Source organism: Curtobacterium sp. PhB128 (assembly GCF_004340725.1).
In the GTDB taxonomy this organism is placed as follows: Bacteria; Actinomycetota; Actinomycetes; order Actinomycetales; family Microbacteriaceae; genus Curtobacterium.
In genome coordinates this window covers 260,648-285,379 of record NZ_SLUR01000004.1, presented here as the reverse complement: position 1 = coordinate 285,379, position 24,732 = coordinate 260,648, and the positions used below count along the sequence as shown (strand labels likewise).

At 71.2% G+C, this 24,732-nt stretch carries 29 protein-coding genes; 12 read left to right on the top strand and 17 right to left on the bottom strand.

Annotation, left to right across the window (positions count from 1 at the left end; all coding sequences use genetic code 11):
• The first annotated feature begins 1 nt into the window (after window position 1).
• Window positions 2-916 (top strand): carbohydrate ABC transporter permease, encoded by a 915-nt coding sequence (locus EDF23_RS09560; protein WP_123938319.1) that lies wholly within the window; start codon window positions 2-4, stop codon window positions 914-916.
• Between the two features lie 183 nt (window positions 917-1,099).
• Here the strand turns inward: EDF23_RS09560 and EDF23_RS09555 are convergent, their stop codons facing one another.
• Window positions 1,100-1,939: a siderophore-interacting protein gene (locus EDF23_RS09555; RefSeq protein WP_131921515.1), complete on the bottom strand. Its 840-nt coding sequence runs from the start codon at window positions 1,937-1,939 to the stop codon at window positions 1,100-1,102.
• A 28-nt stretch (window positions 1,940-1,967) separates the two neighbouring features.
• Here EDF23_RS09555 and EDF23_RS09550 point away from each other — a divergent pair, with 28 nt between their 5' ends.
• The 4 genes from EDF23_RS09550 to EDF23_RS09535 are packed head-to-tail and all read left to right on the top strand — an operon-like array spanning window position 1,968 to window position 6,008.
• Window positions 1,968-3,047 carry an iron ABC transporter permease gene (locus EDF23_RS09550; protein WP_243648874.1) on the top strand — a complete coding sequence of 360 codons (1,080 nt, stop codon included), beginning with the start codon at window positions 1,968-1,970 and terminating at the stop codon, window positions 3,045-3,047.
• A complete protein-coding gene (locus EDF23_RS09545) occupies window positions 3,044-4,120 on the top strand; it encodes an iron chelate uptake ABC transporter family permease subunit (protein WP_243648873.1) in 1,077 nt (358 codons plus the stop codon). The genes EDF23_RS09550 and EDF23_RS09545 overlap by 4 nt, the downstream gene beginning before the upstream one ends.
• Window positions 4,117-4,986, top strand: a complete 870-nt coding sequence (locus tag EDF23_RS09540; protein WP_123938321.1) for an ABC transporter ATP-binding protein — start codon at window positions 4,117-4,119, stop codon at window positions 4,984-4,986. Before EDF23_RS09545 ends, EDF23_RS09540 begins: the two co-directional genes overlap by 4 nt.
• Window positions 4,987-4,997: 11 nt before the next feature.
• Window positions 4,998-6,008, top strand: a complete 1,011-nt coding sequence (locus EDF23_RS09535) for an ABC transporter substrate-binding protein (protein ID WP_123938322.1) — start codon at window positions 4,998-5,000, stop codon at window positions 6,006-6,008.
• A 99-nt stretch (window positions 6,009-6,107) separates the two neighbouring features.
• Here the strand turns inward: EDF23_RS09535 and EDF23_RS09530 are convergent, their stop codons facing one another.
• Both EDF23_RS09530 and EDF23_RS09525 read right to left on the bottom strand, forming a co-directional pair.
• Window positions 6,108-8,162, bottom strand: a complete 2,055-nt coding sequence (locus tag EDF23_RS09530; RefSeq protein ID WP_243648872.1) for a transglycosylase domain-containing protein — start codon at window positions 8,160-8,162, stop codon at window positions 6,108-6,110.
• 148 nt (window positions 8,163-8,310) lie between these two features.
• Window positions 8,311-8,757 carry an NUDIX domain-containing protein gene (locus EDF23_RS09525; protein WP_131921513.1) on the bottom strand — a complete coding sequence of 149 codons (447 nt, stop codon included), beginning with the start codon at window positions 8,755-8,757 and terminating at the stop codon, window positions 8,311-8,313.
• Between the two features lie 42 nt (window positions 8,758-8,799).
• Between EDF23_RS09525 and EDF23_RS09520 the strand changes: the two genes are divergently transcribed.
• Window positions 8,800-9,030, top strand: a complete 231-nt coding sequence (locus tag EDF23_RS09520) for a hypothetical protein (protein ID WP_131921512.1) — start codon at window positions 8,800-8,802, stop codon at window positions 9,028-9,030.
• Here EDF23_RS09520 and EDF23_RS09515 read toward each other — a convergent pair.
• Window positions 9,027-9,980, bottom strand: a complete 954-nt coding sequence (locus EDF23_RS09515) for a phosphotransferase (RefSeq protein ID WP_131921511.1) — start codon at window positions 9,978-9,980, stop codon at window positions 9,027-9,029. The genes EDF23_RS09520 and EDF23_RS09515 overlap by 4 nt on opposite strands.
• Window positions 9,981-10,042: 62 nt before the next feature.
• Between EDF23_RS09515 and EDF23_RS09510 the strand changes: the two genes are divergently transcribed.
• On the top strand, window positions 10,043-10,282 hold the full coding sequence (locus EDF23_RS09510) for a hypothetical protein (RefSeq protein WP_123938326.1): 240 nt from the start codon (window positions 10,043-10,045) through the stop codon (window positions 10,280-10,282).
• 4 nt (window positions 10,283-10,286) lie between these two features.
• On the opposite strand, the gene EDF23_RS09505 is transcribed toward EDF23_RS09510, so the two are convergent.
• On the bottom strand, window positions 10,287-10,535 hold the full coding sequence (locus EDF23_RS09505) for a hypothetical protein (RefSeq protein ID WP_131846747.1): 249 nt from the start codon (window positions 10,533-10,535) through the stop codon (window positions 10,287-10,289).
• Complete coding sequence (locus EDF23_RS09500) at window positions 10,532-11,038, bottom strand: MarR family transcriptional regulator (RefSeq protein WP_131921510.1); 507 nt, start codon at window positions 11,036-11,038, stop codon at window positions 10,532-10,534. The genes EDF23_RS09505 and EDF23_RS09500 overlap by 4 nt, the downstream gene beginning before the upstream one ends.
• Window positions 11,039-11,132: 94 nt before the next feature.
• Here EDF23_RS09500 and EDF23_RS09495 point away from each other — a divergent pair, with 94 nt between their 5' ends.
• Window positions 11,133-12,062 (top strand): NADP-dependent oxidoreductase, encoded by a 930-nt coding sequence (locus EDF23_RS09495; protein WP_207895469.1) that lies wholly within the window; start codon window positions 11,133-11,135, stop codon window positions 12,060-12,062.
• Between the two features lie 6 nt (window positions 12,063-12,068).
• Here the strand turns inward: EDF23_RS09495 and EDF23_RS09490 are convergent, their stop codons facing one another.
• Window positions 12,069-12,929 (bottom strand): pentapeptide repeat-containing protein, encoded by an 861-nt coding sequence (locus tag EDF23_RS09490; protein WP_131921509.1) that lies wholly within the window; start codon window positions 12,927-12,929, stop codon window positions 12,069-12,071.
• Between the two features lie 224 nt (window positions 12,930-13,153).
• Here EDF23_RS09490 and EDF23_RS09485 point away from each other — a divergent pair, with 224 nt between their 5' ends.
• Window positions 13,154-13,345, top strand: a complete 192-nt coding sequence (locus EDF23_RS09485) for a hypothetical protein (RefSeq protein ID WP_123938330.1) — start codon at window positions 13,154-13,156, stop codon at window positions 13,343-13,345.
• Here EDF23_RS09485 and EDF23_RS09480 read toward each other — a convergent pair.
• Genes EDF23_RS09480 through EDF23_RS09465 form a run of 4 tightly spaced genes read right to left on the bottom strand, consistent with a single transcriptional unit; the run spans window position 13,342 to window position 17,052 of the window.
• Window positions 13,342-13,998, bottom strand: coding sequence for a response regulator transcription factor (locus tag EDF23_RS09480; protein WP_131921508.1), 657 nt, complete (start codon window positions 13,996-13,998; stop codon window positions 13,342-13,344). The two genes, EDF23_RS09485 and EDF23_RS09480, sit on opposite strands and share 4 nt — an antisense overlap.
• Window positions 13,995-15,281 carry a histidine kinase gene (locus EDF23_RS09475; RefSeq protein WP_165901083.1) on the bottom strand — a complete coding sequence of 429 codons (1,287 nt, stop codon included), beginning with the start codon at window positions 15,279-15,281 and terminating at the stop codon, window positions 13,995-13,997. Before EDF23_RS09475 ends, EDF23_RS09480 begins: the two co-directional genes overlap by 4 nt.
• Complete coding sequence (locus EDF23_RS09470) at window positions 15,278-16,144, bottom strand: ABC transporter permease subunit (RefSeq protein WP_165901082.1); 867 nt, start codon at window positions 16,142-16,144, stop codon at window positions 15,278-15,280. The genes EDF23_RS09475 and EDF23_RS09470 overlap by 4 nt, the downstream gene beginning before the upstream one ends.
• On the bottom strand, window positions 16,141-17,052 hold the full coding sequence (locus tag EDF23_RS09465; protein WP_131880578.1) for an ABC transporter ATP-binding protein: 912 nt from the start codon (window positions 17,050-17,052) through the stop codon (window positions 16,141-16,143). The genes EDF23_RS09470 and EDF23_RS09465 overlap by 4 nt, the downstream gene beginning before the upstream one ends.
• 113 nt (window positions 17,053-17,165) lie before the next feature.
• Between EDF23_RS09465 and EDF23_RS09460 the strand changes: the two genes are divergently transcribed.
• Together EDF23_RS09460 and EDF23_RS09455 are read left to right on the top strand one after the other, a co-directional pair.
• Window positions 17,166-18,161 carry an alpha/beta hydrolase gene (locus EDF23_RS09460; protein WP_123938334.1) on the top strand — a complete coding sequence of 332 codons (996 nt, stop codon included), beginning with the start codon at window positions 17,166-17,168 and terminating at the stop codon, window positions 18,159-18,161.
• A 9-nt stretch (window positions 18,162-18,170) separates the two neighbouring features.
• Entirely contained in the window at window positions 18,171-18,737 is a 567-nt protein-coding gene (locus EDF23_RS09455; protein ID WP_123938335.1) for a GNAT family N-acetyltransferase, read from the top strand.
• A 170-nt stretch (window positions 18,738-18,907) separates the two neighbouring features.
• Here EDF23_RS09455 and EDF23_RS19210 read toward each other — a convergent pair whose 3' ends face one another.
• The 6 genes from EDF23_RS19210 to EDF23_RS09425 all read right to left on the bottom strand — a co-directional run bounded on the left by EDF23_RS19210 (window position 18,908) and on the right by EDF23_RS09425 (window position 23,871).
• Window positions 18,908-19,483 (bottom strand): TetR family transcriptional regulator, encoded by a 576-nt coding sequence (locus EDF23_RS19210; RefSeq protein WP_165901081.1) that lies wholly within the window; start codon window positions 19,481-19,483, stop codon window positions 18,908-18,910.
• Complete coding sequence (locus EDF23_RS09445; RefSeq protein ID WP_131921504.1) at window positions 19,480-20,331, bottom strand: MBL fold metallo-hydrolase; 852 nt, start codon at window positions 20,329-20,331, stop codon at window positions 19,480-19,482. The genes EDF23_RS19210 and EDF23_RS09445 overlap by 4 nt, the downstream gene beginning before the upstream one ends.
• On the bottom strand, window positions 20,328-21,056 hold the full coding sequence (locus tag EDF23_RS09440; protein WP_131921503.1) for an alpha/beta fold hydrolase: 729 nt from the start codon (window positions 21,054-21,056) through the stop codon (window positions 20,328-20,330). Before EDF23_RS09440 ends, EDF23_RS09445 begins: the two co-directional genes overlap by 4 nt.
• Before the next feature lie 38 nt (window positions 21,057-21,094).
• Window positions 21,095-21,466 (bottom strand): VOC family protein, encoded by a 372-nt coding sequence (locus tag EDF23_RS09435; RefSeq protein WP_131921502.1) that lies wholly within the window; start codon window positions 21,464-21,466, stop codon window positions 21,095-21,097.
• Window positions 21,467-21,573: 107 nt separating this feature from the next.
• Window positions 21,574-22,281 carry a YafY family protein gene (locus EDF23_RS09430; RefSeq protein ID WP_123291891.1) on the bottom strand — a complete coding sequence of 236 codons (708 nt, stop codon included), beginning with the start codon at window positions 22,279-22,281 and terminating at the stop codon, window positions 21,574-21,576.
• 108 nt (window positions 22,282-22,389) lie between these two features.
• The gene (locus EDF23_RS09425) at window positions 22,390-23,871 is read right to left on the bottom strand and encodes a mannitol dehydrogenase family protein (RefSeq protein ID WP_123291890.1); all 1,482 of its coding nucleotides are present in this window, start codon (window positions 23,869-23,871) and stop codon (window positions 22,390-22,392) included.
• 184 nt (window positions 23,872-24,055) lie between these two features.
• On the opposite strand from EDF23_RS09425, the gene EDF23_RS09420 reads away from it, so the two are divergent.
• A complete protein-coding gene (locus EDF23_RS09420; protein WP_165901080.1) occupies window positions 24,056-24,694 on the top strand; it encodes a TetR/AcrR family transcriptional regulator in 639 nt (212 codons plus the stop codon).
• The last annotated feature ends 38 nt before the right edge of the window (window positions 24,695-24,732 follow it).

The following is a 24,732-nucleotide window of genomic DNA, read 5'->3' as shown; positions in this document are numbered from 1 at the left end:
CATGACCGCCACCGAGAGCATCACCACCGGCCGCGCCAAGCTCCGCACCGGCGTCTCGGCCGCCGCCCCCGCGAACGCCGCCAAGATCGGCGTCTCCGGCAAGGGCTTCAACCTGGTCGCCGGGATCATCCTGATCGTCTTCGCGATCATCTGGCTCATCCCCAGCCTGTTCGCCCTGAAGACGTCGCTGTCCGACAACGGCGTCGCCGCCCTCGGCGCGAACTCGATCCTGTCGAACTGGAACCCGACGCTGCACTCCTACGCGGCACTGTTCCAGGCCGGTGACATCTGGAACTGGTACCTCGCCAGCGCCATCACGAGCGTGATCACGGCCGTCCTGACGGTCATGTTCGCCTCGATGGCGGCGTTCGCGCTGTCCCGCCTGGTGTTCCGCGGTCGGAACATCGCGTTCCTGCTCATCATCCTCGGCATCATGATCCCGACGCAGGTCCTGATCATCCCGATCTTCCAGGAGCTCAACGCCGTCGGCCTGCTGAACACCTACTGGTCGGTCATCTTCCCGCAGGTGCCCGCCGTGATCGCGGTGTTCATCTTCAAGCAGTTCTTCGACGGGATCCCGAAGGAGCTGGAGGAAGCGGCACGCATCGACGGTGCCAACATCTGGAAGATCTACTGGTCGGTCATCCTGCCGCTGTCGCGTCCGGTGATCGCCGCGGTGACGATCCTGACCTTCGTCGGTGTCTGGAACAACCTGCTGCTGCCGCTGTTCGTGCTGTCGAACCCGGACCTCATGACGATCCCGGTCGGGCTCGCCACGGTCCAGGGCAGCTTCGGTCAGCGCTACGCGGACATCCAGGCCGGAGCGATCCTGGCGGCGTTGCCGCTGATCATCCTCTACCTGATCTTCCAGCGGCAGATCGTGGAGGGCGTGACGGGTTCCGGCCTCAAGGGCTGACGCCACCCCACGACGGACGGGAGGCCCGGTGCCAGCTGGCACCGGGCCTCCCGTCCGTCGTGCTGGTCGCGTCTCAGGCGCGGGCGTACCTGGCGGAAACGGGCGTACCTGCCAAGAAGTTTCGTGACGGTACGCCCGGAAGCACCAGGCATCGCACGCGTCATGGGAAGGAACGGGCACCGCTCAGGCGGAGACGGACTCCTTGGCCTCGTGCTTCCAGAAGCCGGAGAACGTGATGCGCGCCTTCGGCAGACCCGCACGGTGCAGGTGCCGGCGGCCCTCGGTGGCGAGGGTCGACTCGCCGACCACGAAGGCGTACCCGCGGTCGTCGACGGGCACGTGCCGCTGCAGTTCGGCGAGCGCCGCGCGGCCCGGGACGGCGTGGTGGTCGACCTCGTCACGGACGATCCACATGACCGTGACCCCGGCCGGTGCGTCGATCTCGCGGACGTCGCCAGCGGTGGGGACCTCTTGGATGATGCGGCCGACGGCGTTCCGGGGCAGCGACGCGGCGATGCCGAGCACGCCGGGCAGCCCGGTCTCCTCCGCCGCGATCACGATCTCGCTGGTGTCGTCCGGGCAGTCGAAGATGCAGCCCTGGTCGAGCATCGCCAGCTGGTCGCCGGGGCGGGCACCGCAGGCCCAGATCGCGGCACGGCCCTCGGGCTCGCCGTCAGCGTCGGTGTGCACGACGAAGTCGATGTCCATCTCGGCGGTGCCGTCGGGCATCGGGCGGAAGGCGGCGACGGTGTAGTTCGCGCAGTGCGGGCGGACGTCCTCGGGGATGGCCAGGAACGTCGGCCACCACTTCTTGCCGTCGAGGTCCGGCATCCGGAACGCGTCCTGGTCCGGACGCCCGGTGAACAGGCGGAACCAGTGGTCGAAGCCGAGGAACGGGAACTCGTGCAGGTCGTCGCCGGTGACGGTGACACGCTGCATCGACGGCGTCGTGCGCTCGGTCCGCAGGACCCGGGCACGGAAGAGCCGGGGATTCTCGGGCAGGAGCCGCGGAGTCTTCGCCATGAGGCAAGGCTAACCTAAGATGTTCTCCGTGCCAGCCCCCTCCCCTGCCCTGGCTTCCGTCTCGGAGGCCCGCACCGCCGATGCGTCAGCAGCCCTCGGTGTCCACCGCACCGCCGTCCGTCGGCGCGTCCTGGTGATCGCCGGACTGGTCGTCGTGCTGGTCCTGGTGGCGGTCGCGAGCATGCTCCTCGGCAGCAACCGGATCGGCGTCGACCGGGTGCTCGACGGCCTCTTCCGGACCGGGTCGACCACCGACGAGGCGATCGTCTGGGGCTCCCGGGTCCCGCGCACGCTCATCGGTGCCGCGGTCGGTGCGGCGCTGGGGATCGCGGGACTCCTGATGCAGGGACACACGCGCAACCCGCTCGCCGACCCCGGACTGTTCGGGGTCTCGTCGGGCGCCGGGCTCGCCGTCGTCCTCGGCGTCTTCGTGTTCGGGGTCACGAGCACCGGCGCGACGGTGTGGTTCGCCCTCGGCGGTGCGCTGGTCGCGAGCGTCGTGGTGTTCTCGGTGACCATCGCGGGCAGCGGGACGGCGAGCCCGGTGCCCCTCGCCCTCGCGGGCGCCGCCGTCTCGGCCCTGTTGGGCGCGCTGACCTCGTTCGTCGTCCTGACCGACCAGGACTCGCTCGACGCGTACCGGCTGTGGGTCGTCGGTTCCCTCGCCGCACGACAGCTCGACATCCTCGGGGCAGTGTGGCCGTTCCTGGTCGCCGGGCTGGTGCTCGCGATCCTGAACGTCCGGGCACTCGATGCGCTCGGGCTCGGCTCGGACCTGGCCAAGGGCCTGGGCGAGAACGTGCTCGTCGCGCGGCTCGTCGGGCTCGGGGCCATCACGTTGCTCGCAGCCGGTGCGACCGCCGCCGCCGGGCCGATCGGCTTCGTCGGCCTGACCGTGCCGCACGTCGCCCGAGCCCTCGTCGGCACCGGGCACCGGTGGACCCTGCCGGTCTCCGGGCTCGTCGGAGCGGCGCTCGTGCTGCTCGCCGACGTCGTCGGACGCCTGATCGGCGGGTTCTCGGAGGTCGAGGTCGGCATCGTCCTGGCCGTCATCGGCGGCCCCGTGTTCGTCGCCGTCGCCCGTCGCCGATCGCTGGTGTCCCTGTGACGGGCGCTGCGGTCCGCGCGCCCGGCCGTTCCGGTGTCCGCATCGGTCCGATCGGCCTCGCCTGGCGCCCGCGGGTGTTCTGGTACACGGTGGCCTCGCTCGGTCTGGTCCTGGCGCTCGTCGTCCTCGGTGTCGCGATCGGCTCGACCTGGATCGCCCCGGGCATCGTGCTCCGCTCCCTGGTCGGGCTCGAGACCGGCCCGGACGGCTTCATCATCACCACACTCCGGCTGCCCCGTGTCCTCACCGGAGCGCTCGTCGGGCTGACCCTCGGCATCGCCGGCGCACTGACCCAGACCTTCACGCGGAACCCCCTGGGCACCCCGGACATCATCGGCGTGACGTCGGGCGCGAGCGTCGGCGCCGTGGCGGCCATCGTGCTCGGCGGGGGCACGTACTCGGTGTCCTCGATCGTGCTCAGCGGCGGGATCCCGGTGGCCGCGACGATCGGTGCGCTCGTCGCAGCCGCCGTCGTCTACGGGCTCGGCTGGCGCGGCGGGGTGCAGAGCTACCGGCTCATCCTGGTCGGCATCGGCGTGAGCGCGACCCTCGACGCCGTGACGAGCTACCTGCTCGTCCGCGCCAAGATCACCATCGCGACCGCGGCGTCGCAGTGGCTCGTCGGCAGCCTGTCGAGCACCTCGTGGTCGAGCGTCTGGCCGCTGCTGATCGTCGCCGCGGTCGCGGTGCCGATCGCCCTGGCGACGAGTGCGGCGCTCGGCATCGGACAGCTCGGTGACGAGGTCGCGACCGGGGTGGGGCTCGCCGTCCAGCGGCACCGCCTGCTCGTGATCGCCCTGGCCGTCGTGCTCACCGCCGCCGCCGTCGCCGCTGCGGGACCGGTCGGTTTCGTCGCGTTCGTGGTACCGCAGGTCGGACTCCGGCTGGCCGGCACGAACCGTCCGCCCCTGCTGCTCGCCGGTCTGCTCGGCGCAGCGCTCGTCCTCGCCGCGGACCTGCTGTCCCGATCGGCGTTCCCGTGGCAGGTGCCCGTCGGCATCATCACGACCGTGATCGGTGCCCCGTACCTGATCTGGCTCCTCATCCGTCACCGCAAGGAGATGTCCCGATGACTCCCCCGTCGACACCCCCGTCCACCCCGGTCCTCGAAGCCCGCGGCCTGTCCGTCGGCTACGACCGGCACCCCGTGCTGACCGATCTCGACCTGCGCATCGAGCGCGGCACCGTGACGACGTTCCTCGGCGCGAACGGCTGCGGCAAGTCGACCCTGCTCAAGGCCTTCGGGCGCGTGCTGAAGCCGCAGTCCGGCGAGGTCCTGCTCGACGGTGCCCCGATCCGCAAGGAACCGAACCGCCAGGTCGCGCGGAAGCTCGCGATCCTGCCGCAGTCCCCCGTCGCACCCGCGGGCACGAGCGTGCTCGACCTGGTGATGCGCGGCCGCAACCCGCACCAGTCGTGGGCGAAGCCGTGGACCGCGGACGACGCCGACGTGGCGGAGCAGGCCATCGCGGCGACCGGGCTGACCGACGTCGCCCACCGCGACGTCGCGAGCCTGTCGGGTGGCCAGCGACAGCGTGCATGGATCGCCCTGGTGGTGGCGCAGCAGGCCGACACGTTGCTGCTCGACGAACCGACGACCTACCTCGACCTCGCGCACCAGCTCGAGGTCCTGCGCCTGGTGCGCCGACTCAACCGCGAGCAGGGCTCCACCATCGTGATGGTCCTGCACGACCTGTCGCTCGCGGCCCGGTTCTCCGACCGGCTCGTCGTCCTGCACGACGGCGGCGTCGCTGCCGACGGCGCACCGCACGAGGTGCTGACCCCCGCGTTGCTCGAGCACGCCTTCGGGCTGCACGCGCGCGTGTTCCCGGACCCCGTGACCGGTGCCCCGATGATCGTGCCCGAGGCCGACGAGCACGACCCGGCGCCGCATGCCGAACCGGACGTCGAACTGGCGGGTGCCGCGCACTTAGGTTAGCCTCTCCTAACGTGAAGCTCTCCCGACGCGGCTCCCTCCGAGCCACCCTCCTGACCTCCGTGGCCGTCTCGGCCCTCCTCCTCGCCGGCTGCTCGAGCACCGACTCGAACGACTCCGACGGTGACACCGCGGCGTCGAAGGCCTGGTCCTACGAGGACGCCACCGGCACGACCGTCAAGGTCGACCACACGCCGAAGCGCGTCGTCGTGCTGAACGACATCGCGATCTCGTTCATCGAGTACGGCCTGAAGCCGGTCGGCACCTTCGGCCAGCTGACCATGGCGAAGGACGCCCGCTTCGACGACCTGGACACCGACGGCATCACGCAGCTCGGCACCGGGTACGGCGACGTCGACCTCGAGAAGCTCGCCGCGCTGAAGCCCGACCTCGTCGTGACCTCGGTCTACCCGACCGACGAGAAGGGCACGCTCGACGACACGCAGCCCGGCTACGGCTTCAAGGACAACGAGCAGGAGAAGCAGATCGAGGCCATCGCGCCGGTCGTCCAGGTCAAGTGGGGCGGCAAGGGCGAGGACGTCATCGAGAAGATCGCCGACCTGAGCGAGTCGCTCGGTGCGAAGGAGTCGACGATCGAGGCCGCCGAGAAGCGCTTCGACACCGCCGGTGACGAGCTCGAGAAGGTCGCGAAGGAGCAGGACCTGTCGGTCGTCTCCATGTACGCCGACGGTGACGGCGCCTACGTCACCCGCCCGACCGACGAGCCGCTGCTGCAGATGTACTCGTCGTTCGGTGTCGACTTCGTGAACCCGAAGCCGAAGGGCTTCTACTGGGGCATCTACTCGTGGGAGAACGCGGGCCAGATCAAGGCCGACGTCCTGCTGCTGTCGCAGCAGGGCTACCAGGTCGCGGACCTCGAGAAGCAGCCGACCTTCGCCGACAACGCGGCGCTCGAGGCCGGCCAGGTGCACAGCTTCACCTTCCCGGCGCTCGACTACGCCTCGCAGGCCGGCTACATGACGGAGCTCGCGGGCTGGCTCGAGGACAGCAAGAAGCTGTCCTAGAACGCAACCGACGAACAGACGGGAGGCCCGTTGCCAGCTGGCAACGGGCCTCCCGTCTATCCGTGGTGCGTTCTCGTGCACGTGCCCCGCCTGGTGTCGTCAGCCCACCGGCAAGGCGGCGTTCACCGCGGTCTGCGCATCGCGCCAGACCGCTGCGCGGGACCCCGCGTAGGTGCCGCCCTGACCGTTCGAGTAGTACCGCAGGTTGTGCTTCCCGCCGTCGGTGTTGCCCTGCCAGTACGCGGTCACAGCACGCGAGCTCCCGCCGACCAACCACACCTGGTCGGCGGCGTCGGCCGTTCCGGTCTTGCCGAACAGCGTGGTGCCGTCCGGGGTCTGGCCGCCACTCGCCGTGCCGCCCCGGAACGCGCCCTGCATGACCTCGAATGCCGTCGCCGCGGTCTGCGGCGAGACGGCCTGCGAGCAGGTGCGCGGCTGCCCGCCGAGCTCCGTGCCGTCCGGTGCGGTGACCTTGTCGATGACGACCGGCGCGCAGTACCGACCACCGTTCGCGACGCCCGCGTACGCCGCCGCCATCGTCAGCGGCGCGATGCTCTCGGTGCCGAGCAGCGACGCGGGGTTCCACGGCAGCTCGCCGCCGGCCGCAAGGTGCACGCCGAGCCGCTTCGCGACGTCGCGGATGTCGCACAGGTCGAGCTGCGCCGCCATCGACTGGTACGCGGCGTTCACGGACTGGGCCGTGGCGGAGCGCACCGAGTACGGCCCCTTCTGGCCCTGCGAGTCGTTCTTCGGCTGCCAGAAGGCCGTCGTCTGCTCGCCGCACGCCGTCCACGTGCTCTGCGGGTGCGGCGTACCGTTCACGACCGTGTCCGGGCTGCGGCCGGCCTCGAGCCACGCCAGCAGCGTGAACATCTTGTACGTCGAGCCGGTCTGGAAGCCGGTCGAATCTCCGTCGGCCTGGTCGACGGCGTAGTTCAGCGACGTCGCAGTCGGTGGCGCCTGCTCCGACCGGTCGTAGTCGGTGTTCTGCGCCATCGTGAGCACCCGGCCGGTGCCCGCCTCGACGGTGTTCAGCGTCGCGCCCAACGCGAGACGCGTCTCGGTCTTCGGGTCGTACCGGTCGAGCAGTTCCTTCTGCTTCGCGTTCAGGTCGAGGTCGAGCGTCGTCTGGATGCGATACCCACCCGTCCGCCAGGCATCGGCGCGCTGCTGCTTCGTCGCGCCGAGCTGCGGCAGCCGCGCTGCGACGCGCTTGGCGTAGTCGCAGAAGAACTCCGCCCCGGTCTCGACGGCCTCGCACCCCTGCTGCGGCGCGGTGATCCGGACGTAATCGGCCAGCCGCGACAGCCGTGCCGTGCGGTACTCGTCGGTCGTCAGGTGCCCCTGCTCGTGCATCGAGCGGAGGATCACGTTCCGCCGCGCGGCGTTGTCGCGGTAGTGGTCCGGCGTGGACAGGTCGCGGCGCTCCGGCCACTGCACGATCGCGATGAGCGATGCCGCCTCGGCCGGGGTCAGGTCGGTGGCGGACTTGCCGTAGTAGTGCTGCGCGGCTGACTGCACGCCGTAGGTCTGGTCGCCGAAGTACGCGATGTTCAGGTACGCCGTCAGGATCTGCTCCTTGGTGTACTTCTTCGCCAGGCCGATCGCGAGCTTCATCTCGGCGAGCTTCCGCTGCGGCGACCGCTTCGTCGCCTCCTTGTAGCCGGCCTTCTGCTCCTCGAGCGTCGGCAGCTCGCTCGCCCGCTGGATCTTGATGTTCCGGACGAGCTGCATCGTGAGCGTCGAGCCACCCGAACCGCCCTCGCCCTGCGACGCGGCGACGCTCACCAGGGAGCGGACCATCGACGTCGCGTCCACACCACCGGTCTCGTAGAACCGCTTGTCCTCACCGTCGACCGCAGCGTGCTTGAGCTGGTCGCTGATCTGGTCGAACGACAGCTCCTGCCGGTCCTGCGCCCACACGTTCGCCAGGTGCACCGGTTCGCCGCCGCGGTACGCCCAGACCTGGTTGCGCTGCGGCAGGTCCCCGATCTCGATGTGCTCCGGCAGCGACTCGAACACCCCGATCGCCGACGTCGTGCTCACCCCGGCGACCGCGATCATCGGCGTCACGCCGATCCCGATCATCAACCCGGCGAGCACACTGCCGCCCACGAAGCCGAGCGCGGCTCCCCCTGCACGTCTCATCGTCATCGCTCTGGATCCCCCGTGGTGCATCACCGCACCGATCTGGTGCTGTCGTTCGGGAGCGTCCCAGCCGATCTCGGGCGGTCGCCGGGACTTCGCCGCGGAACACCGCCGTGTCCGCTGGGAATGCGCCCGTCGTGACGGGATCGTGACGTCAGCGGGTCGAGTGGTCACCTTGCGTCGCCGGGATGGTGCCTGCGAGCAGGTCGAGCACGCCGTCCGGGAACACCGGGACGTCCGTGTCGACGGGTACCCAGCGCACCGGGCTGCCCTCGTCCAGCACCACGAGTTCAGCGTCCAGCGGCACCGCGTCCAGCTCCGCCGACCGGACGGCGAACACGTGGACGTACTCGTGCCCGGGCTGCCCCTCGTACTCGAACAGGTTCTCGAGGACGCCGAGCAGCCGGACCTCGTCGAGTGCGATGTCGAGCTCCTCGCGGAACTCGCGACGGAGCGCCTGGACGGCGGTCTCCCCGAACTCGATGCCGCCGCCGACGGCACGGTGGAAGCGGAGGTCCCGCACGCTGTCGAACGACTCGGACAGCAGCACGTGGCCGTCCTTGACCGGCAGCCCGACCGCGATGTTCCGGATGCTCCCCATCACGCCACTCTGCCACCGGTGCGGGTTCGGTAGGTTCGGGCCATGCACCACATCCGCTCGATCGTCACCCTCGCGATCGTCTTCCTCGGTCTGGGCTTCCTGCTCACCGCCGGTGGTTCCGTCTGGACGATCCTCACCCCGGACGGCACTGGCGTGAACTTCGCCGCGGGGTTCATGTACATGGGTGGCATGGTCGTCGGCATCGCCGGGATCGCACTCGGAGTCACCGCACTCGTGGCCGTCGCCCGGGCAGCGAGGCGCGGCGTCCGCTAACCGGCGAGCGCCTCGGCGGCAGCGCCCCACCCGGTGGGGTCGTCCCCCGGCGGGACGAACAGCATCGTGTTCCAGAGCACCAGGACGTCCCACCACGCGAGCTCGTCGGCAGTGAGCGCGCTCACCGAGCGGTAGCCGTCGAGCAGCTGCCGATGGACGGCTTCGGGGACCGGCCCCCAGTCGTGGAAGAGCGTCCCGAGCAGGACGGCCGACCGCGCCAGTTCGACGATGCGGTGGTCGAGCCGCAGGTCCTCGAAGTCGATGACGGCGACGACGTCCGCGTCAGCGCACAGGACGTTCGCCGCCCGGTAGTCCCCGTGCACGATCTGGACCGGCAGGTCGTCGGACGGCGCTGCCGCCAGCAGCCGTCGCAGCGCCACCCGGGCACGGTCCGGCACGTGCGTCGCACCGTCGAGCCAGCCTGCGATCTGCTGCAGGAGCGGGGTCGGCGGCGGGCGCACACCGGCGGCGCGCGCCCGATCGGGGCTGTCGCGCAGGGCGTCGTGGAAGCGGGCCAGCGTCGCACCGGCCGCGTGGACCTGTGCCGGATCGCGGACGTCCAGCAGGGTTCCGCCGATGACGTGCTGGAGCCCCATCGAGACCCCGTCTTCCTCGACCTGCACCCGTCCGTCGGGCGTCGGCACCGGGGCGGAAACGGGCAGGCCGCGCTCCGCGAGCCACGTCGTGAGGTCCGCCGCGAACGCCAAGCGCTCGAACCCCTCCGGTGCGATCGACCACTTCAGGAGCATCCGGCCGCCAGCGGTCGAGACCCAGGCGAGTGCGTTGTGGTCGCTCATCACAATGCGCTCGCAGGCGATGACGCGCACGTTCCACCACCGCTCGAGCATCCGGATGAGCCAGTCCTCGGCAGCGGCGACGTCGGTGAACCCGAAGCGGCTCCGCAGCACCTGGTCTGGATCGGCTCGTTCCCAGAGCATCTCGAGCGTCATCGCTCCACCCTCGCAGGTCGCGCTACCATTCGGTACCGGTCCACGCACGGAAGCGAGTCGCCATGACCTCCCAGAGCACGAGGGTCCTGCACGTGATGTGCACGGTGTTCCTGTTGGGTGCTTTCCTGTCGGTCGGGATCGGTGGGTGGTCGCTCGCGAACGACACCGGGGGCGGTGCGAACATCGGCGGCGGAATCCTGATGCTGTTCGGCTACCTGCTCGGTCTGATCGGGATCGCGCTCGGCGTCGCCACGCTCGTCGTCGGCACCGTGTCGCGGCGACGGTCACGCACGCGCAGCTGACGCCTCAGCGGCGGCGGGTGCGGAGCCGCTGCACGCCCACCCATCCGGCGACCGCGAAGCAGCCGAGCGCGAGGATGTACGAGACGAGCAGGTCGGCCCATGCGCGCGGGTTGATCGATCCGTCGGGCAACCGCTCCTGGAGTTGGAACGACGTCGGGAACAGCCAGTAGGACGTCGCGTAGACGGTCAGCGCCAGTCCGACGACGACCGAGCCGACGATGATCCACCGAGCGGCGCGCGCTCCGACGGTCACGCGGACGCCCCCTTCACGGATCGTCGCGACGCTGACCGCGGTGGGTTCGCTCGCAGGTGTTCGCTGATGCGTCCGAGGATCCGGGCGAGGTCACTCGAGTCGTCGTCCGTGATCGGTGCGAACAGGAGTCCGTGCACGGTGCCGATGTGGCCGGGGAACACGTCGGCAAGGACTTCGCGCCCCGCGTCGGTGATCGCGACGACGGTGCTGCGTTCGTCGTCCGGCGACGGGGACCTCGTGACGAGGCCGCGCTGTTCCAGCAGTTGCGCCTGGTAGGTCAGCCCGCTGCGGCTGTAGACGACGCCGTCGGCCAGGTCCGTCATCCGCTGGCGGCCGTCGGCGGTGTCACCGAGGCGCGCGAGGAGCTGGAACTGGACGTAACTCAGCCGACCGACGTCGCGCAGCTGCTTCTCGACCGCGGGGCGCAGGAGTGCACTCACCTCGGTCAGCGCGAAGTAGGCGCCGAGCTGTGTCGGGGTCAGTGCGGTGGGGGCGTCGCTCATGCAGCCATCCTACCCGTTGCTTCGAGTTCGAAGCAGTGCTAGCGTCTCCAGCAAGCGCTTCGAATTCGAAGCAACTACGAGACAGGACATCACCATGAAGGCAGTGCAGTTCCACGAAGTCGGCGGACCCGAGGTCCTCCAGTACGGCGAGGTCGAGCAGCCGACCCCAGCAGCAGGACAGGTGCGACTCCGCGTCGCGGCCTCCGCGTACAACGCTGCAGACAACGGCATGCGGGCAGGCTTCCTGCCGATCCCGATCCAGCTGCCGCACGTCCCCGGCTACGACGTCTCCGGTACCGTCGACGCGATCGGCGAGGGGGTGACCGGTCTGACCGTGGGCGACGCGGTCATCGCGTTCCTGCCGATGGACCGCGACGGCGGGGCAGCCGAGTACGTCGTCGCACCGGCGGACGCCGTGGTCGCAGCGCCGACGAGCGTCCCGCTCGCCGACGCAGCCGCGCTGCCGTCCGTCGCGCTGACGGCATGGCAGGCCCTGTTCGACGACGGCCGGCTCACCGCCGGGCAGCGTCTGCTCGTCGTGGGTGCCGGCGGGGTCGTCGGCAAGTACGCCGTCCAGCTCGCCAAGCGCGCCGGAGCACACGTCATCGCGACCGCCAGCCCCCGCAGTGCCGATGCCGTGCGCGCGGCCGGTGCCGACCAGGTCATCGACCACACCGACACCGACCTGCTCGACGCCCTCGACGGTCAGGTCGACGTGCTGCTCAACCTGGCGCCGATCGAGCCCGAGCAGTTCGCGGCGGACGTCGCAGCGGTCCGCGACGGCGGGGTCGTCGTGAGCACGACGGCGTTCATGGCCACGCCGGGTGACGAGTCCCGAGGCGTGCGCGCGGCGACCGTGTTCGTCCTGCCGAACCGGGAACGCCTGGCGGAACTCGTCGCACTGGTCGACGACGGTGCCCTGACGGTCGAGGTCACGCGGCGCATCTCCCTGGCCGAGCTGCCGGCGCTGCACGCCGAGGGCGCAGCCGGGAGGATCGTCGGCAAGGTCGTCGTCCTGCCCTGACCCGGATCACGGGAGCGACCAGTGCCCTGGACGATCGAGGTCGTCGGGCAGCACCGTGGACGCATCGCCCTGCGCAGCGTTCACCTGGGGTTGAGTCAGGAACAGCGCGTTCGACAGGTCCGCTCCCCCGAGCCGGGCATCGCGCAGGTCCGCTCCGAGCAGGTCCACGCCCGACAGGTCGCATCTCCGCAGGTCCGCGGCGATCAGGACCGCACCGCGCAGATCGGCGCCGACCAGGACGCGAGATCGCAGGTCGCGGCCGGCCAGGTCTGTCGACGGGTGCAGGTCATCGGCCGAGTCGCCGGCGGCGGGGTACCCACCTCGGGCCTCCGCGCTGACGTCGATCAGGACGGAACGGACCTCGGACCGGAGCGACTCGACGTCCACCGCGAGGACGCCGGCCAACTCACCGTCGAGGACCTGCTGGACACGGTGCTGGAGCACGGTCGGTGCATCCGCTGACCCCAGAGCGGTCGAGCGGGACACCGCCTCGGCCAGGTACCAGAGCATCTCGTGGAGCTGCCGGGCGACGGCGAAGGCCCGGAACATCTCGGGCTTCGAGTCCGGCCGGTCCACCCAACTCGTGCCGTCGAACAGGACCTGCGAGACGTACTGGCCGGCCCCGAAGCAGTCGAACGTGGTGCACCCGGTGAAGCCCCGCGGACGGAGCGCCTGGTGGATCGTGCAGGAGAAGTCGTCGGCCAGGTTCCGGCACGGGGTGCCGGCGGGCTTGTCGATCGGGAAGTCGCTGGACCGCTGGAACCCGAAGGCGGTGCAGCAGAGCGCGAAGCAGTCACCGCACGAAGCGCGGAGCCCCGAGCGGTCGGAGGGAGCAGAAGGAGAGGATGAAGAAGAAGACGATGACATGGACGAACGGTCTCTCTGGAGTGGTCTCGACAGGGCGCCGGGGTGCTGGGGAACTCCGTAGGGAGTCTCCGTTCCGGGCGCACGAGATCACCGCCCCTCGTCCGAGGAGCGAACCGGTGTCGCTGGATGGGCTCTGCGTCACAGAGCGGGAGAACGTGTCACTGCGGCCAGGCTAGCGGCGCGCGACTGCGCCCGTCCGCAGTCCCGACGCGTACGGTGCACGTGTGACCAGAACCCACCCGGCAAGACCGCACCGCCTCGTGCTGATCGCCGCCGCCGTCGTGCTGGTGATCGGCATCGTGCTCCTGTTCACACCGTGGGACGGCTTGATCCCCGTGCTCGCCTGGGTGCTGATCGTCGCGTCCATCGCCCTCGGCGCGATCACCCTGTTCTTCGCGAGGGCCCCGCGCAGCTAGGACCGCGGCACGAGACCGTGCTCGTAGGCGAAGATCACCGCATGCACCCGGTCGCGCAGGCCCAGTTTGCCGAGCACCCGCCCGACGTGGGTCTTGACCGTGGACTCGCTCGTCACCAGGTGTGCGGCGATCTCGGGGTTCGACAACCCGCGGGCGATCGCGAGCAGCACCTCGCGCTCCCGCGGGGTCAGGGGCTCCAGCGGGTCCGGACCCGCCGGCCGGTCGTCCGGCAGCACGGAGCCGAAGAGCTCGAGCATCCGCTGCGTCACCCGCGGTGAGACGGCAGCCTCTCCCGCTGCCACGGACCGGACGGCGTCGAGGAGCTGCGCGGCGCTGACGTCCTTGAGCAGGAACCCGCTCGCCCCGGCACGCAGGCCACCGAACGCGTACTCGTCCAGGTCGAAGGTCGTCAGCACGAGCACCCGGGTCTCGGGGACCTGCTCGACGATCGCGGCCGTCGCCGTGACGCCGTCGACGTGGGGCATCCGGACGTCCATCAGCACGACGTCCGGACGCAGGGCACGCACGAGCCGAACACCCGCACCGCCGTCGCCGGCCTCACCGACGACCTCGATGTCGGACTGTGCCTCGAGCAGCAGCCGGAACCCCGTGCGGATGAGCTGCTGGTCGTCGACGATCGCCACGCGGATCACCGGTCCTCCGTCCTGACCGGGATCGTCGCCCGGATCTGCCAACCGTCAGTGCCGTCGCGGGAGCCCGCGCGCACCTGCCCACCCAGCGCGCGGATGCGCTCGTCGATCCCGATGAGCCCTCGACCCGACCCCGCTGGGGCGTGGGCCGATCCGCCCGGCCGAGTCGGGCCTCCTGTCCGTCCGTCGTCGGTGACGACCACGGTGACCTCGGTGTCGGACGCTGCCACGCGGACGTCGACCGATCGGACGCGCTGCGCGTGCCGGGCGGTGTTGGTGAGGCCCTCCTGCACGACCCGGTACACGGCGAGCTGCAGGGCGTCGTCGTCGGGGACGACGCCGACCAGTTCGAGGGCGACGGGGGCGCCCAGCGCGCGGAACCGGTCGACGAGCTGCGGGACGTCGTGGATGCCCGGTTGCGGCGCGAGCGCGGGTTCGCCGTCGCCTCCGAGCACCCCGAGCATGCGGCGCATGTCGCCCATCGCGCCACGGCCGACGTCGGCGACACCGCGCATGGCAGCGGCAGCGGACCCCGCCGAACCGGCGGGTGCACCAGCGGACGCCCCGGCTGCCGCGCCCTCGGACAGCCGCACCATCACCGTGAGCGAGTGCGACACGATGTCGTGCATCTCCCGCGCGATCCGGGCCCGCTCCGCGGCAGTGGCGAGCTGCGCCTGCTGGTCGCGCTCCCGGGCCAGCTGGTGCGCGCGGTCGATCAGCGCCTGCGTGTAGCGACGGCGGTTCGACACGTTGACGCCGATCAGGACCGCTGCCAGCAGGAACGTCGTGGGCTGCGGGTACAGGACGTCCGCGAGTCCTCCGGACCCCGGCGCGACCACGAAGACGCGCAGCGCCGTCGCCCCCGCGGCCAGCACGACGGCGACCGCGGCCGTCCACCACCCGGCGGCGCGCGACCACCACACGGTCGCCGCGTAGACGGTGAAGAGGACCGGGGAGTACCCCGCTTCCGTCCACGTCATCGCGACGACGGAGGCCAGTCCGAGCACGGCCGTCACCGCGGGGTGCGTGCGCCGGAGCGGGATGCCGGAGACGGCGATGACCACGAGGACGACGACCGCGACCCGTGCGACGGGGCTCCCGTCGACCTGCCACGCACTCCGGAACGCGACGACGACCTCGATCGCACCCCAGAAGACCATGAGCAGCGCGTCGGTCATGACCGGGTGGCGCGCCCAGAACCGCCGGAGCCGGCCGGGTGCGTCGGGCAGGGCGATGCCCCCGGCACCGTCCTGGACGGCACCGGGGGCGAGGTCGGCAGGGGTCACGCGTCCCGCTTCTCGACCAGGGCGAGCGCCGTCACCGAGGCGACGACCACCCAGGCCAGCAGTACCGCGAATCCGCTCCATCCCCCCAAGGCTAGGACGCCGTCGTGCCACCCCGACGTCACCTCGGTGCCGAACTGCATGAGCGGCTGCCCGGCGTTCTGCGGCAGCAGGTTGGTCAGCGTGCCGAGCCAGTCCGCTCCGGTGAACGACTGCACCAGCTGCACGACGACCGGGGCGACCAGCATCAGGCCGAGGACCCCGGCGATCGCGCCGGCTGTGGAGCGCAGGACCACGCCGACCGCGAAGGCCAGCAGCGCGATGAGCGTCAGGTAGACGGAGGCACCCAGCAGCGGCATCGCGACACTCGCGTCCAGCGACGCCTCGACGTTCCGTCCCGCGGCGATGGGCAGGGTGGTGAAGGCGGTGGCCCAGACGCTCACGGCACTCGTGACGAAGACGGCCACGGCGAGGACGATCGCCTTCGCCGCCAGCGCGACCGACCGCCGTGGGACCGCCGCGAACGAGGAGCGGATCATGCCGGTGCCGTACTCGCCGGTGACGACGAGGGCGCCGATCACCGCGACGATCAGCGACGAGAGCATCGTGCCGCTCGTGCTGTAGAGGACGAGGGCGTTCCGAGCCGCGTCACCCGAGAGCCCCTGACCGCCGTTGTCCGCGAAGGCCGCCAGGAGCACACCGATGCCGATCGGCAGGACGAGCACCAGCAGGAAGCTCCACGCCGTCGACCGCAGCGAGCGGAGCTTGATCCACTCCGAGCGCAGGACGCCGGAGAAGTGGACGCCGGACGTGTGGCTGCCGGCTCCGTCGTGCCGGGGCAGGGTGTTGCTCGTGACCGCGCTCACCGGGCCACCTCCGATCGGTACTCGACCTGGTCGTGCGTGAGTTCGAGGTAGGCCTGCTCCAGGCTCGCCTCGGTGGTGGCCAGCTGGTGCAGGACGATGCCCGCGGCACCCGCTGCCTCGCCGATCTGCTCGGCGCCGAGGCCACGGACCTGCAGCGATCCGTCGCCCTCGTAGCCGATGGTGACGTCCGGTCCGGCGATCGCGTCGAGGAGCCGCTCGGGCTCCGGCGTCCGCACCGTGACCGACCGCTCCGTGGCGGCGGCGACCAGGTCCGCGATGTCCATGTCCGCGAGCACCCGGCCGCGACCCATCACGACGATGCGGTCGGCGGTCAGGGCCATCTCGCTCATCAGGTGGCTCGAGATGAACACCGCACGCCCCTCGGCGGCCAGGCTGCGGGCGAGTCGACGCACCCACACGACGCCCTCGGGGTCGAGGCCGTTGACCGGCTCGTCGAGGATCAGCGTCTGCGGATCACCGAGCAGTGCCGCCGCGATCCCGAGCCGCTGCCCCATGCCGAGCGAGAACCCGCCGACGCGCTTCTTCGCGACGTTCTCGAGGCCGGTCATGCCGATGACCTCGTGCACCCGGGCCGTCGGGATCCGGTGCGTCGCGGCGAGCGCCGACAGGTGGTCGAAGGCGCTGCGTCCCTTGTGGACCGCCTTGGCCTCGAGCAGTGCGCCGACGCGACGCAGCGGGTCGCGCAGCTCGCGGTAGGGGCGTCCGTCGACGTGGGCGGTGCCCGAGGTCGGCCGGTCGAGTCCGACGACGGCGCGCATCGTGGTGGACTTGCCCGCGCCGTTCGGACCGAGGAAGCCGGTGACGACGCCGGGGCGCACCGTGAAGGACACGTCGTCGACGGCGACCTTCTCGCCGTAGCGCTTGGAGAGGTTCTGGATCTCGATCATGCGGCAACGGTACGGAGACCACCGGGTCCACCACATCGCCGTCGCAGACGATCTCCGCGGAGCGACCGTGGTACCCCGGTACCACCCGCAGCGGTGCCGGATACGGTGGGGTCATGGTCGTCCAGCGGTGGCACGAGGACGTCCTCGGAGCGCCCTACGAGCGACTCGAACTGCCGCTCGGCTCCGACCCCGAGGGGCCGGTCGTCGCCACCCTCGTCCGTCGTCGGCACACCCCGACGGACCTGCTGCTGCACGGGCGCGGGCCGCTGCACGGCGCTGACGTGCTGTACGTGCACGGGTGGTCGGACTACTTCTTCCAGACCGAGCTGGCGGAGCGGATCGAACGGCTCGGGGCCCGCTTCCACGCGCTGGACCTGCGGAAGTACGGCCGGAGCCTCCGCCCCCACCAGACCCCGGGCAACGTCGACGACCTGGCGGTGTACGACGAGGACATCGCCGCAGCGCTCGACGCGGTGTCCGCCGAGCACCCCGGCCCCGGCGAGCGGCGGCTCGTGCTGATGGGGCACTCCACCGGCGGTCTGACGCTGTCGCTGTGGGCTGCGCGCCACCCCGAACTCGTCGACGGCGTCGTCCTGAACAGTCCCTGGCTCGAGTTCCAGGCGACCGCCGTGGGCCGGGCGATCGTCGCGCCCGTCATCAAGCTCGGCGCGAAGCGGAACCCCCTCGCCCCGATGCCCGCCGTCGACCCCGGCTTCTACACGCGCACCGTGTCGGCCGCGGGCGAGGGCTCGTGGACGTACGACCAGCAGTGGCGGCCGGAACGCGGGTTCCCCCTGCACCCCGGTTGGCTCGCGGCGGTCTTCGCGGGGCAGGAGACGGTCGAGCACGGGCTCGACATCCAGGTCCCCGTCCTGGTCATGCTCAGCGACAAGAGCATGTTGCAACCCCGGTGGGACCCCGGCATGGCACACGCCGACGTCGCGCTGAACGTCGACACGGTGGCCCACCGAGCCCTGTCACTCGGCAACGAGGTGACGGTCCGCCGACTGCCGGGAGCCGTGCACGACGTGGTGCTGTCCGCGCCCGACGTGCGGGAGCAGGCGTACGACGCGATCGGACGCTGGGCCACCACGCTGCAGCCCCGCTAGCGTGGCGCGATGACCGACCGCTCCGTCCGGCTGACCCGGCTCGACCCGATCGGGATCGACCACGATGCCCTCGTCGACTTCCTGTCGACCGAGGACTTCCCCTTCCACGTGCGGCGGTCGTGGACCCGTGCGCAGGCCGTCGAGGCCGTGGCGTCCGGCTCCTACCGCGACGACGAGCACGACTCGTACTGGGTCGACCACACGGAGCACGGCCGCATCGGGTTCGTCCGGCTGGAGGATCTGGAAGACCCGGTCCCGCTCTTCGACCTGCGCATCGCCGGCGCGTTCCGCGGCCGCGGACTCGGCGTCCCGACGCTTCGCGCGGTCACCGACCACGTCTTCGGCACCCTGCCGTCGGTGACCCGCTTCGAGGGCCAGACCCGCGAGGACAACACGGCGATGCGCCGGGTCTTCGTGCGTGCCGGGTGGGTCAAGGAGGCGCACTACCGCGAGGGGTGGCCGATCGAAGGCGGCCGCGCGGTCGCGTCGGTCGGGTACGGGATGCTGCGCCACGACTGGGAGACGGGCGAAACGACGCCGGTGCCGTGGGACGACGACGTGCTTCCTGACGACTGACGGTTCTGGTTCGTGATCCACGGGGAACGTGAACCAGAACCGTCACCGCACGAGGAACGTGCTTGCCCGGCGCGTCTCGCGTCACGGTCCAGAGCGGACGGGAGGCTCGGGTCACGCCCGCCACGGGCCTCCCGTCCGCCCGGTGGCTGCGTCCACGGCATGACGCGCGATCAGCCGCCAGTCGCCGCCCTCCGCAGCGCGGCGCAGGTCCGCCGGAACGCCACGCTGAGCGACTCCCCCGCGGCGCGCTCCGCCCACTCGTCGAACGCGGCGCGCAGCGCGAGCAGCGCCAACGGCACCGCGAACCGATCGGCGCCCTGCCACGCCGACTGCAGCTCCAGCATCTGCGCGGCGTCCCGCTCGAGCACGGCGGACAGCAGTGCCGGATCGGCGACGAGCAGCGCGCGCACCCGGACCAGGCGGTCGAGGTCGTCGGGGCGGTCGCGTTCAAACGTCGCGAGCACCTCGGCGATCACCTCGGTCAACGCATCGAACGGCACCGGGGCGGTCACCGCGGCGGTGACGGCGTCGTGGACGTCGCGCGAGACGAACAGGAACGCGTCCACCTTCGCGGCGCAGTACCGGAAGAACGTGCGCTCGGTGATGCCGGCCGCGGTGGCGATCTCGGCCCCGGTGACGACGTCGAACCCGCGCGCGCCGACCAGCGCGACCGCGGCGTCCTCGACGGCACGCTCCGTCGCCCGGCGGTTCTGCGCCCGGCGGTTCTGCGCCCGGACCTCCGTCACGACACCGACCGCCCGGAGACCGTCTCGCGCTGCCAGAGCGCCGGTAGTCGGAGGTCGACACCGTCGGCGTCCGCCAGACGGGTGAACGCGCGCATCGTGACGTCGAGGCGGTCGAGCTTCTTCGGCAGCGGCGTGAGCGGACGGGTCAACGGCCGCCAGAACGCGTCCCAGTGCACCGGCCGGACGACGCTCGGACGCAGGGCACCGACGGTCTCCTGCCAGTACTGCTCGATCCAGGCCGTCGGCTTCGCACCGGCGGCGCCCGCACCCAGGTAGACGGTGTCGGCGTGGAGCCCCGCGAACGCTCCGGGGACGAAGTTCGCCGTCGGGTGCACCAGTACGGAGCCGTCCGGGTGCTCGAACAGGAACGAGGAGCACCCGCCGGTACGGAAGTCGCGCATCCGGGCCGGCAGGGTGACCGGCTCGGTGATCTCGCCCGGGACCGCGTCGCCGTCACTGTGCAGGGCGCGCAGCGGCGTGACCGTGAAGGCCCCCACCGCGAACGACTCTCGGTCGTGGAGCTCCCGGAAGGGCACGCGGTCGAGCCCGTACCCGGTGGCGATCATCCGGGTGGACGCCGAGCCGCCGAGTTCCGCCCCGGTCCGGTCCGCGACCACGGGCGCGTCGAGGGCGTGGTCGGCGTGCGAGTGCGAGACGAGCACGGCATCGAGGTGGTCGACGTCGAACCGTGCGAGTGCGTCCTCGATCCGGGTGACGTCCGGTCGGAGCCGGCCGAGCATCAGCCGCGGGAACGAGGGACGACTGAAGAAGCCGTCCACGAGCAGCGAGGTCGTGCCGTCGGAGACGAGGACGTTGGACACCCCGCCGAACACCGTGGTGACGCTCATGCGCGGGCCCCGCCGATCACGTCGTCGAGGAGCCGCATCGTGCGCGCGGCGTCCTCCATCGCGAGGTCGTGGTGCACCCCGTGCACCCGTTCGACGTCCCACCCGAGGCGCTCGTAGACCGGCACCTCGGCCGCCGGCACGACGTGTCGACCGTCGTCGGTGAGCACGAGCGTCGACGGCACGAACGGGGCCGCCGGAGCGACCGGTGTCGTCGCGACCGCTCGCAGGACGTCGCGCAGCATCGTGCGGTCCCAGTGCCGGTGACTCTCCTCGGCCCGGGCGACGTTCGCCGGACCCCACCGCGGATCGGTGCGGTCGTAGGCCTGCACGAGCAACGGCTGCAGCCCGGGCAGCGCCCAGAACGCCCGCCCGAGCACGCTCCGCCCCGGTGCCCGCAGGTGGAAGCCGGGGTCGAGGTACACCGCACGGGCCGGGCGCAACCGGTCGACGGCGTCGAACAGCACCCGCCCGCCGAGCGAGTGTCCGACGACGGCGTCGAGCCCCTGCGGCAGCGTCTCGGCGAGGTCGTCGGCGAACGCGGCGAGGGTGTACGACGCCGCGCGGTCGCTCTCGCCGTGACCCCGCAGGTCCGGCACGAGGAACGTGTACCGGTCCGGGCCGGCATGGGACACGAGGTCGCGCCACACCAGCGCCGAACCGAGGATGCCGTGCACGAGTCCGACCCGGACCGGGCCGTGACCGTGGGTCTCGACGTGGAGCTGCATGTGCACTCGATTCTGTCAGTGACTGACAGAATACACGGTCAAGCGGGGCGGCTGAAGAGGTTCACGAGGTTGCCGTCAGGGTCACGGAACAGCGCCGACCGGTTGCCCCAAGGCATCGTCGTCGGCGGCAGCACCACGTCGTCGATGGCACCACGCAACCCCGCGAACGCGGCGTCGACGTCGTCCACCACGAACTCGAGGAACACCCCGCCGTTCGTGCGGGGCTCCGGCGCGGCCGGTCCGAGCATCGCCACGGTCGCCGGGGTCGCGAGGGCGAGCACGGCGCCGCCGGTCACGATCTCGGCGAAGACGGGTGCGGGCCGCCGCGCCTCGGTCCCGGTGACGCGTTCGTAGAACCGCACCATCCCGTCGAGGTCGTCGGTGATGATCCGGATGGATGCGAACTGCACGGGAAGCCCTCCTGGCCGGCCACCGTGACCGGACTCGTCGAGCATGCGCGACCACCGCGACACCGTCCTGTCGGTGTTTCGGCGAGTGAGCAGGCGGATCTGGCGGTTCAGTCCCCGAGCAGGTCTCCGAGCACGGGGCGCAGGACGCCGTGCGGGATGTCGAGTTCGTCGAGGTGGACCACCCGGGGCGGAGCCTGTTCGTCGGTCTCCTCGACCGCCAGCACCCGGTCTCCGCGGAAGGCCCGGACGCCGTCGCGCAACCGGCACCACGCGACGAGGTACCAGTCCTCGCCCTTCCCGATGTACCCGAGCGGTTCGACCACGCGGTCGGTCTCCGCGCCCGCTGCGTCGCGGTACCGCATCCGGACGACGCGCCCGCCCGTCAGCGCACCGGCGAGCGCCGTGGGAGCCGGCGTGCGCTCCCCCGACTCGAGCAGGTGCACGCGGCTCGCGAGTCGCGCTGCCCGTCGGGCGTCGTCCTCGGCGAGCACCGCGGTGACCTTGCGGGCAGCGCTGCGCGCCGCGTCGCGGAACGGGCTGGAGCCGAGCGTGCCGAGGCCGATCGCCACCGCGAGCGCTTCGTCAGCGGTCAGTCCAAGCGGCGGGAGCGTCGCACGGACGTCGATCGTGTACCCGCCGGTCCGCCCCGGCTCGGCCCAGATCGGCACCCCGGCTTGCTGCAGGGACAGCAGGTCCCGCTCGACCGTGCGCACACTGACTCCGAACCGCTCGGCGAGTCGTCGCGCGCTCCGCAGCGCGGGCGCCGCGGCGCGGAGCTCCTCGACGAGCGAGTACAGGCGGTCGGTCCGGTTCACGACGCGACCATAGCCCGTGACGCTACCGGGCACCGGACGGGAGGCGCGGCACCAGCTGGCACCGGGCCTCCCGTCCGCCGTCCGGTCACGCGCAGGGCGCGACTCGCGTCAGGAACGCGACAAGCGTTCGACCGTGGCGTGGGCGCCGTCGGCGATGAGCCCGTCGAGGGCGTCGCGGTACGCCGCGACGAACCGTTCGTCGTCGATCAGGTCGCCGAAGACCTGCCGGTTCGCGATGAAGGCGAGCCGGTCGTCGCGCTGGGTGAGGGCGATGCGGTGCAGCGGTTCGGCCAGCCGGTCGACGATCTGGATCGACTCGCCGGACTCGTCCGTGCCCTCGTCGTAGCGCGCCCACGACGCGACGATGGCGGCGGACAGCGTGACGGGCCGGCCGGCGGCGAGGTTGTCGCGGACCACCGGCAGCAGCCACTTCGGGATCCGGTCGCTCGACTCGGCACAGAGGCGGGCCAGGGTGTCGCGGACCTCGGGGTTCTGGAAGCGCTCGATGAGGGTGGACTTGTAGTCCTCGAGGTCGATGCCGGGCACGGGGTGCAGGGTCGGCGAGCCCTCGTCGTCCATGTAGCGGCGCAGGAACGTGGCGATCGCCGGGTCCTGCGTGGCCTCGTGCGCGTAGCGGTACCCGGAGAGGTACCCGAAGTAGCACAGGCCCTGGTGCGAGGCGTTGAGCAACCGGAGCTTCATCAGCTCGTACGGCTCGACGTCCTCGACGATCTGCACGTCGGCGTCCTGGTACGGCGGACGTCCGGCGGGGTGGTCGTCCTCGAGCACCCACTGGAAGAACGGTTCGGCGACGACGGGCCAGGCATCCTCGATGCCGAGCTCGTCGCGGACCCAGGCGCGGTCCTCGTCGGCGGTGACCGGGGTGATGCGGTCGACCATCGAGTTCGGGAACGACACGTGCTCGTCCATCCAGTCGGAGAACGCCGGGTCCTGCAGGCGTGCGTAGGCCGTGAACATGTCGCGGGCGACGTGGCCGTTGCCCTGGATGTTGTCGCAGGACATCACGGTGAACGGTTCCAGCCCGCGCTCCCGGCGCCGCTGCAGCGCTGCCACGACCAGGCCGAACACCGTGCGGGGCGGTCCGTCGCCGCGCAGGTCGGCCGCGACGCCGGGCTCGTCCGCGACGAACTCGCCGGTGACGTGATCGAAGTTGTAGCCGCCCTCGGTGATGGTCAGGCTGACGATCCTGGTGTCCGGGTGCGCCATCTTCTCGACGACGGCGTCCGGATCGTCCACGGCGAGCAGGTAGTCGACGATGCTGCCGACGACGCGGGACTCGCGCGTGCCGTCAGGGTGCTTGAGGACGAGCGTGTAGAGGCCGCCCTGCTCCGCCATCGCCGTGGCCATCCGGCGGTCCTGCTCGAGGACACCGACGCCGCAGATGCCGTACTCGCGCGCCTCGCCCTGCTGGAGCAGCCGGTCGATCACCATCGCCTGGTGCGCGCGGTGGAAGCCGCCGACGCCGAAGTGCACGATGCCGGCGGTGATCCCGCTGCGGTCGTAGGTCGGGACGGCGACACCGCTCGCGGCGATCTCGTCGAGGGTCTCCGGGGACAGGCGGACGGGCATCGGGTACTCCTTCGTACAACGGTCGTTCTGGCGGTCGCGCCGCCGGTCGCACCGGCGGTCGTGCTGGGTGCAGTCAACCATGCGCACATCTGTTCAGAACCGAGTTTCCACCGCGGGGTACGAACCTGAGGATGCACTCGTAGTCGTTGCACCGAGTGCATCGATGCACCTAGTGTTCTCATTCGTGACCCTCACGACCGACCGCCGCGCCGCCCTCAAAGCGAAGCACCGTGCGGCGATCCTGCAGGCCGCACGCGACCTGGTCGACGAACGCGGCGGCCGTGAGTTCAGCGTCGACGACCTGGCAGCACGGGCCGACATCGCGCGGCGGACGGTGTTCAACCACTTCGCCTCCCTCGACGAGGTCCTGCTGGCCGTGTGCGAGCAGGAGCTGTCCGTGATCATCGACCGGTTCCTCGCCGACATGGCACGCACCCCGGTCGGCGACGGCAGCCGGGCCTCGATGTTCGACGAGCTCGAGTCCGCCGCACGCGGAGCCGACCTGGCAGCCGCGATCTCGAGCATGTACCGGATCCTCGGTGACCCGGGCAAGGACGACCCGAAGGCCGCGGTCCTCACCCAGACGGCGTTCTCGCGGGTCACCGAACGACTCCGCGACGAGGTCGCACGCCGCCACCCGGCAGCGGATCCCCTCGACGCCGCCCTGCTCGTCGAGTCGCTCATGAGCGGCATCGTCGTGATCGCGGAACACTGGCTGGCCACCTCCGGCCCCGCGATCGACGAGCAGTCCGTCGCCGACTGGGACGCCCTGCTGGCACGACTCGTGCACAGCGTCCGCAGCGGCTACATGCCCACCGACTGACACTTCCCTCCCCAGGGGTCCACCGGCGCACCCCGCTC

Bases quoted from the DNA above. Each gene is read 5' to 3' on its own strand.
- EDF23_RS09510 (WP_123938326.1), top strand. From the start codon at position 10,043: ATGACCTCCCAGAGCACGAGGGTCCTGCACGTGATGTGCACGGTGTTC.
- EDF23_RS09525 (WP_131921513.1), bottom strand. From the start codon at position 8,757: ATGGGGAGCATCCGGAACATCGCGGTCGGGCTGCCGGTCAAGGACGGC.
- EDF23_RS09530 (WP_243648872.1), bottom strand. From the start codon at position 8,162: ATGACGATGAGACGTGCAGGGGGAGCCGCGCTCGGCTTCGTGGGCGGC.
- EDF23_RS09520 (WP_131921512.1), top strand. From the start codon at position 8,800: ATGCACCACATCCGCTCGATCGTCACCCTCGCGATCGTCTTCCTCGGT.
- EDF23_RS09495 (WP_207895469.1), top strand. From the start codon at position 11,133: ATGAAGGCAGTGCAGTTCCACGAAGTCGGCGGACCCGAGGTCCTCCAG.
- EDF23_RS09445 (WP_131921504.1), bottom strand. From the start codon at position 20,331: ATGAGCGTCACCACGGTGTTCGGCGGGGTGTCCAACGTCCTCGTCTCC.
- EDF23_RS09465 (WP_131880578.1), bottom strand. From the start codon at position 17,052: ATGATCGAGATCCAGAACCTCTCCAAGCGCTACGGCGAGAAGGTCGCC.
- EDF23_RS09540 (WP_123938321.1), top strand. From the start codon at position 4,117: ATGACTCCCCCGTCGACACCCCCGTCCACCCCGGTCCTCGAAGCCCGC.
- EDF23_RS09460 (WP_123938334.1), top strand. From the start codon at position 17,166: ATGGTCGTCCAGCGGTGGCACGAGGACGTCCTCGGAGCGCCCTACGAG.
- EDF23_RS09440 (WP_131921503.1), bottom strand. From the start codon at position 21,056: ATGCAGCTCCACGTCGAGACCCACGGTCACGGCCCGGTCCGGGTCGGA.
- EDF23_RS09500 (WP_131921510.1), bottom strand. From the start codon at position 11,038: ATGAGCGACGCCCCCACCGCACTGACCCCGACACAGCTCGGCGCCTAC.
- EDF23_RS09455 (WP_123938335.1), top strand. From the start codon at position 18,171: ATGACCGACCGCTCCGTCCGGCTGACCCGGCTCGACCCGATCGGGATC.
- EDF23_RS09490 (WP_131921509.1), bottom strand. From the start codon at position 12,929: ATGTCATCGTCTTCTTCTTCATCCTCTCCTTCTGCTCCCTCCGACCGC.
- EDF23_RS09555 (WP_131921515.1), bottom strand. From the start codon at position 1,939: ATGGCGAAGACTCCGCGGCTCCTGCCCGAGAATCCCCGGCTCTTCCGT.
- EDF23_RS09515 (WP_131921511.1), bottom strand. From the start codon at position 9,980: ATGACGCTCGAGATGCTCTGGGAACGAGCCGATCCAGACCAGGTGCTG.
- EDF23_RS09425 (WP_123291890.1), bottom strand. From the start codon at position 23,871: ATGCCCGTCCGCCTGTCCCCGGAGACCCTCGACGAGATCGCCGCGAGC.
- EDF23_RS09560 (WP_123938319.1), top strand. From the start codon at position 2: ATGACCGCCACCGAGAGCATCACCACCGGCCGCGCCAAGCTCCGCACC.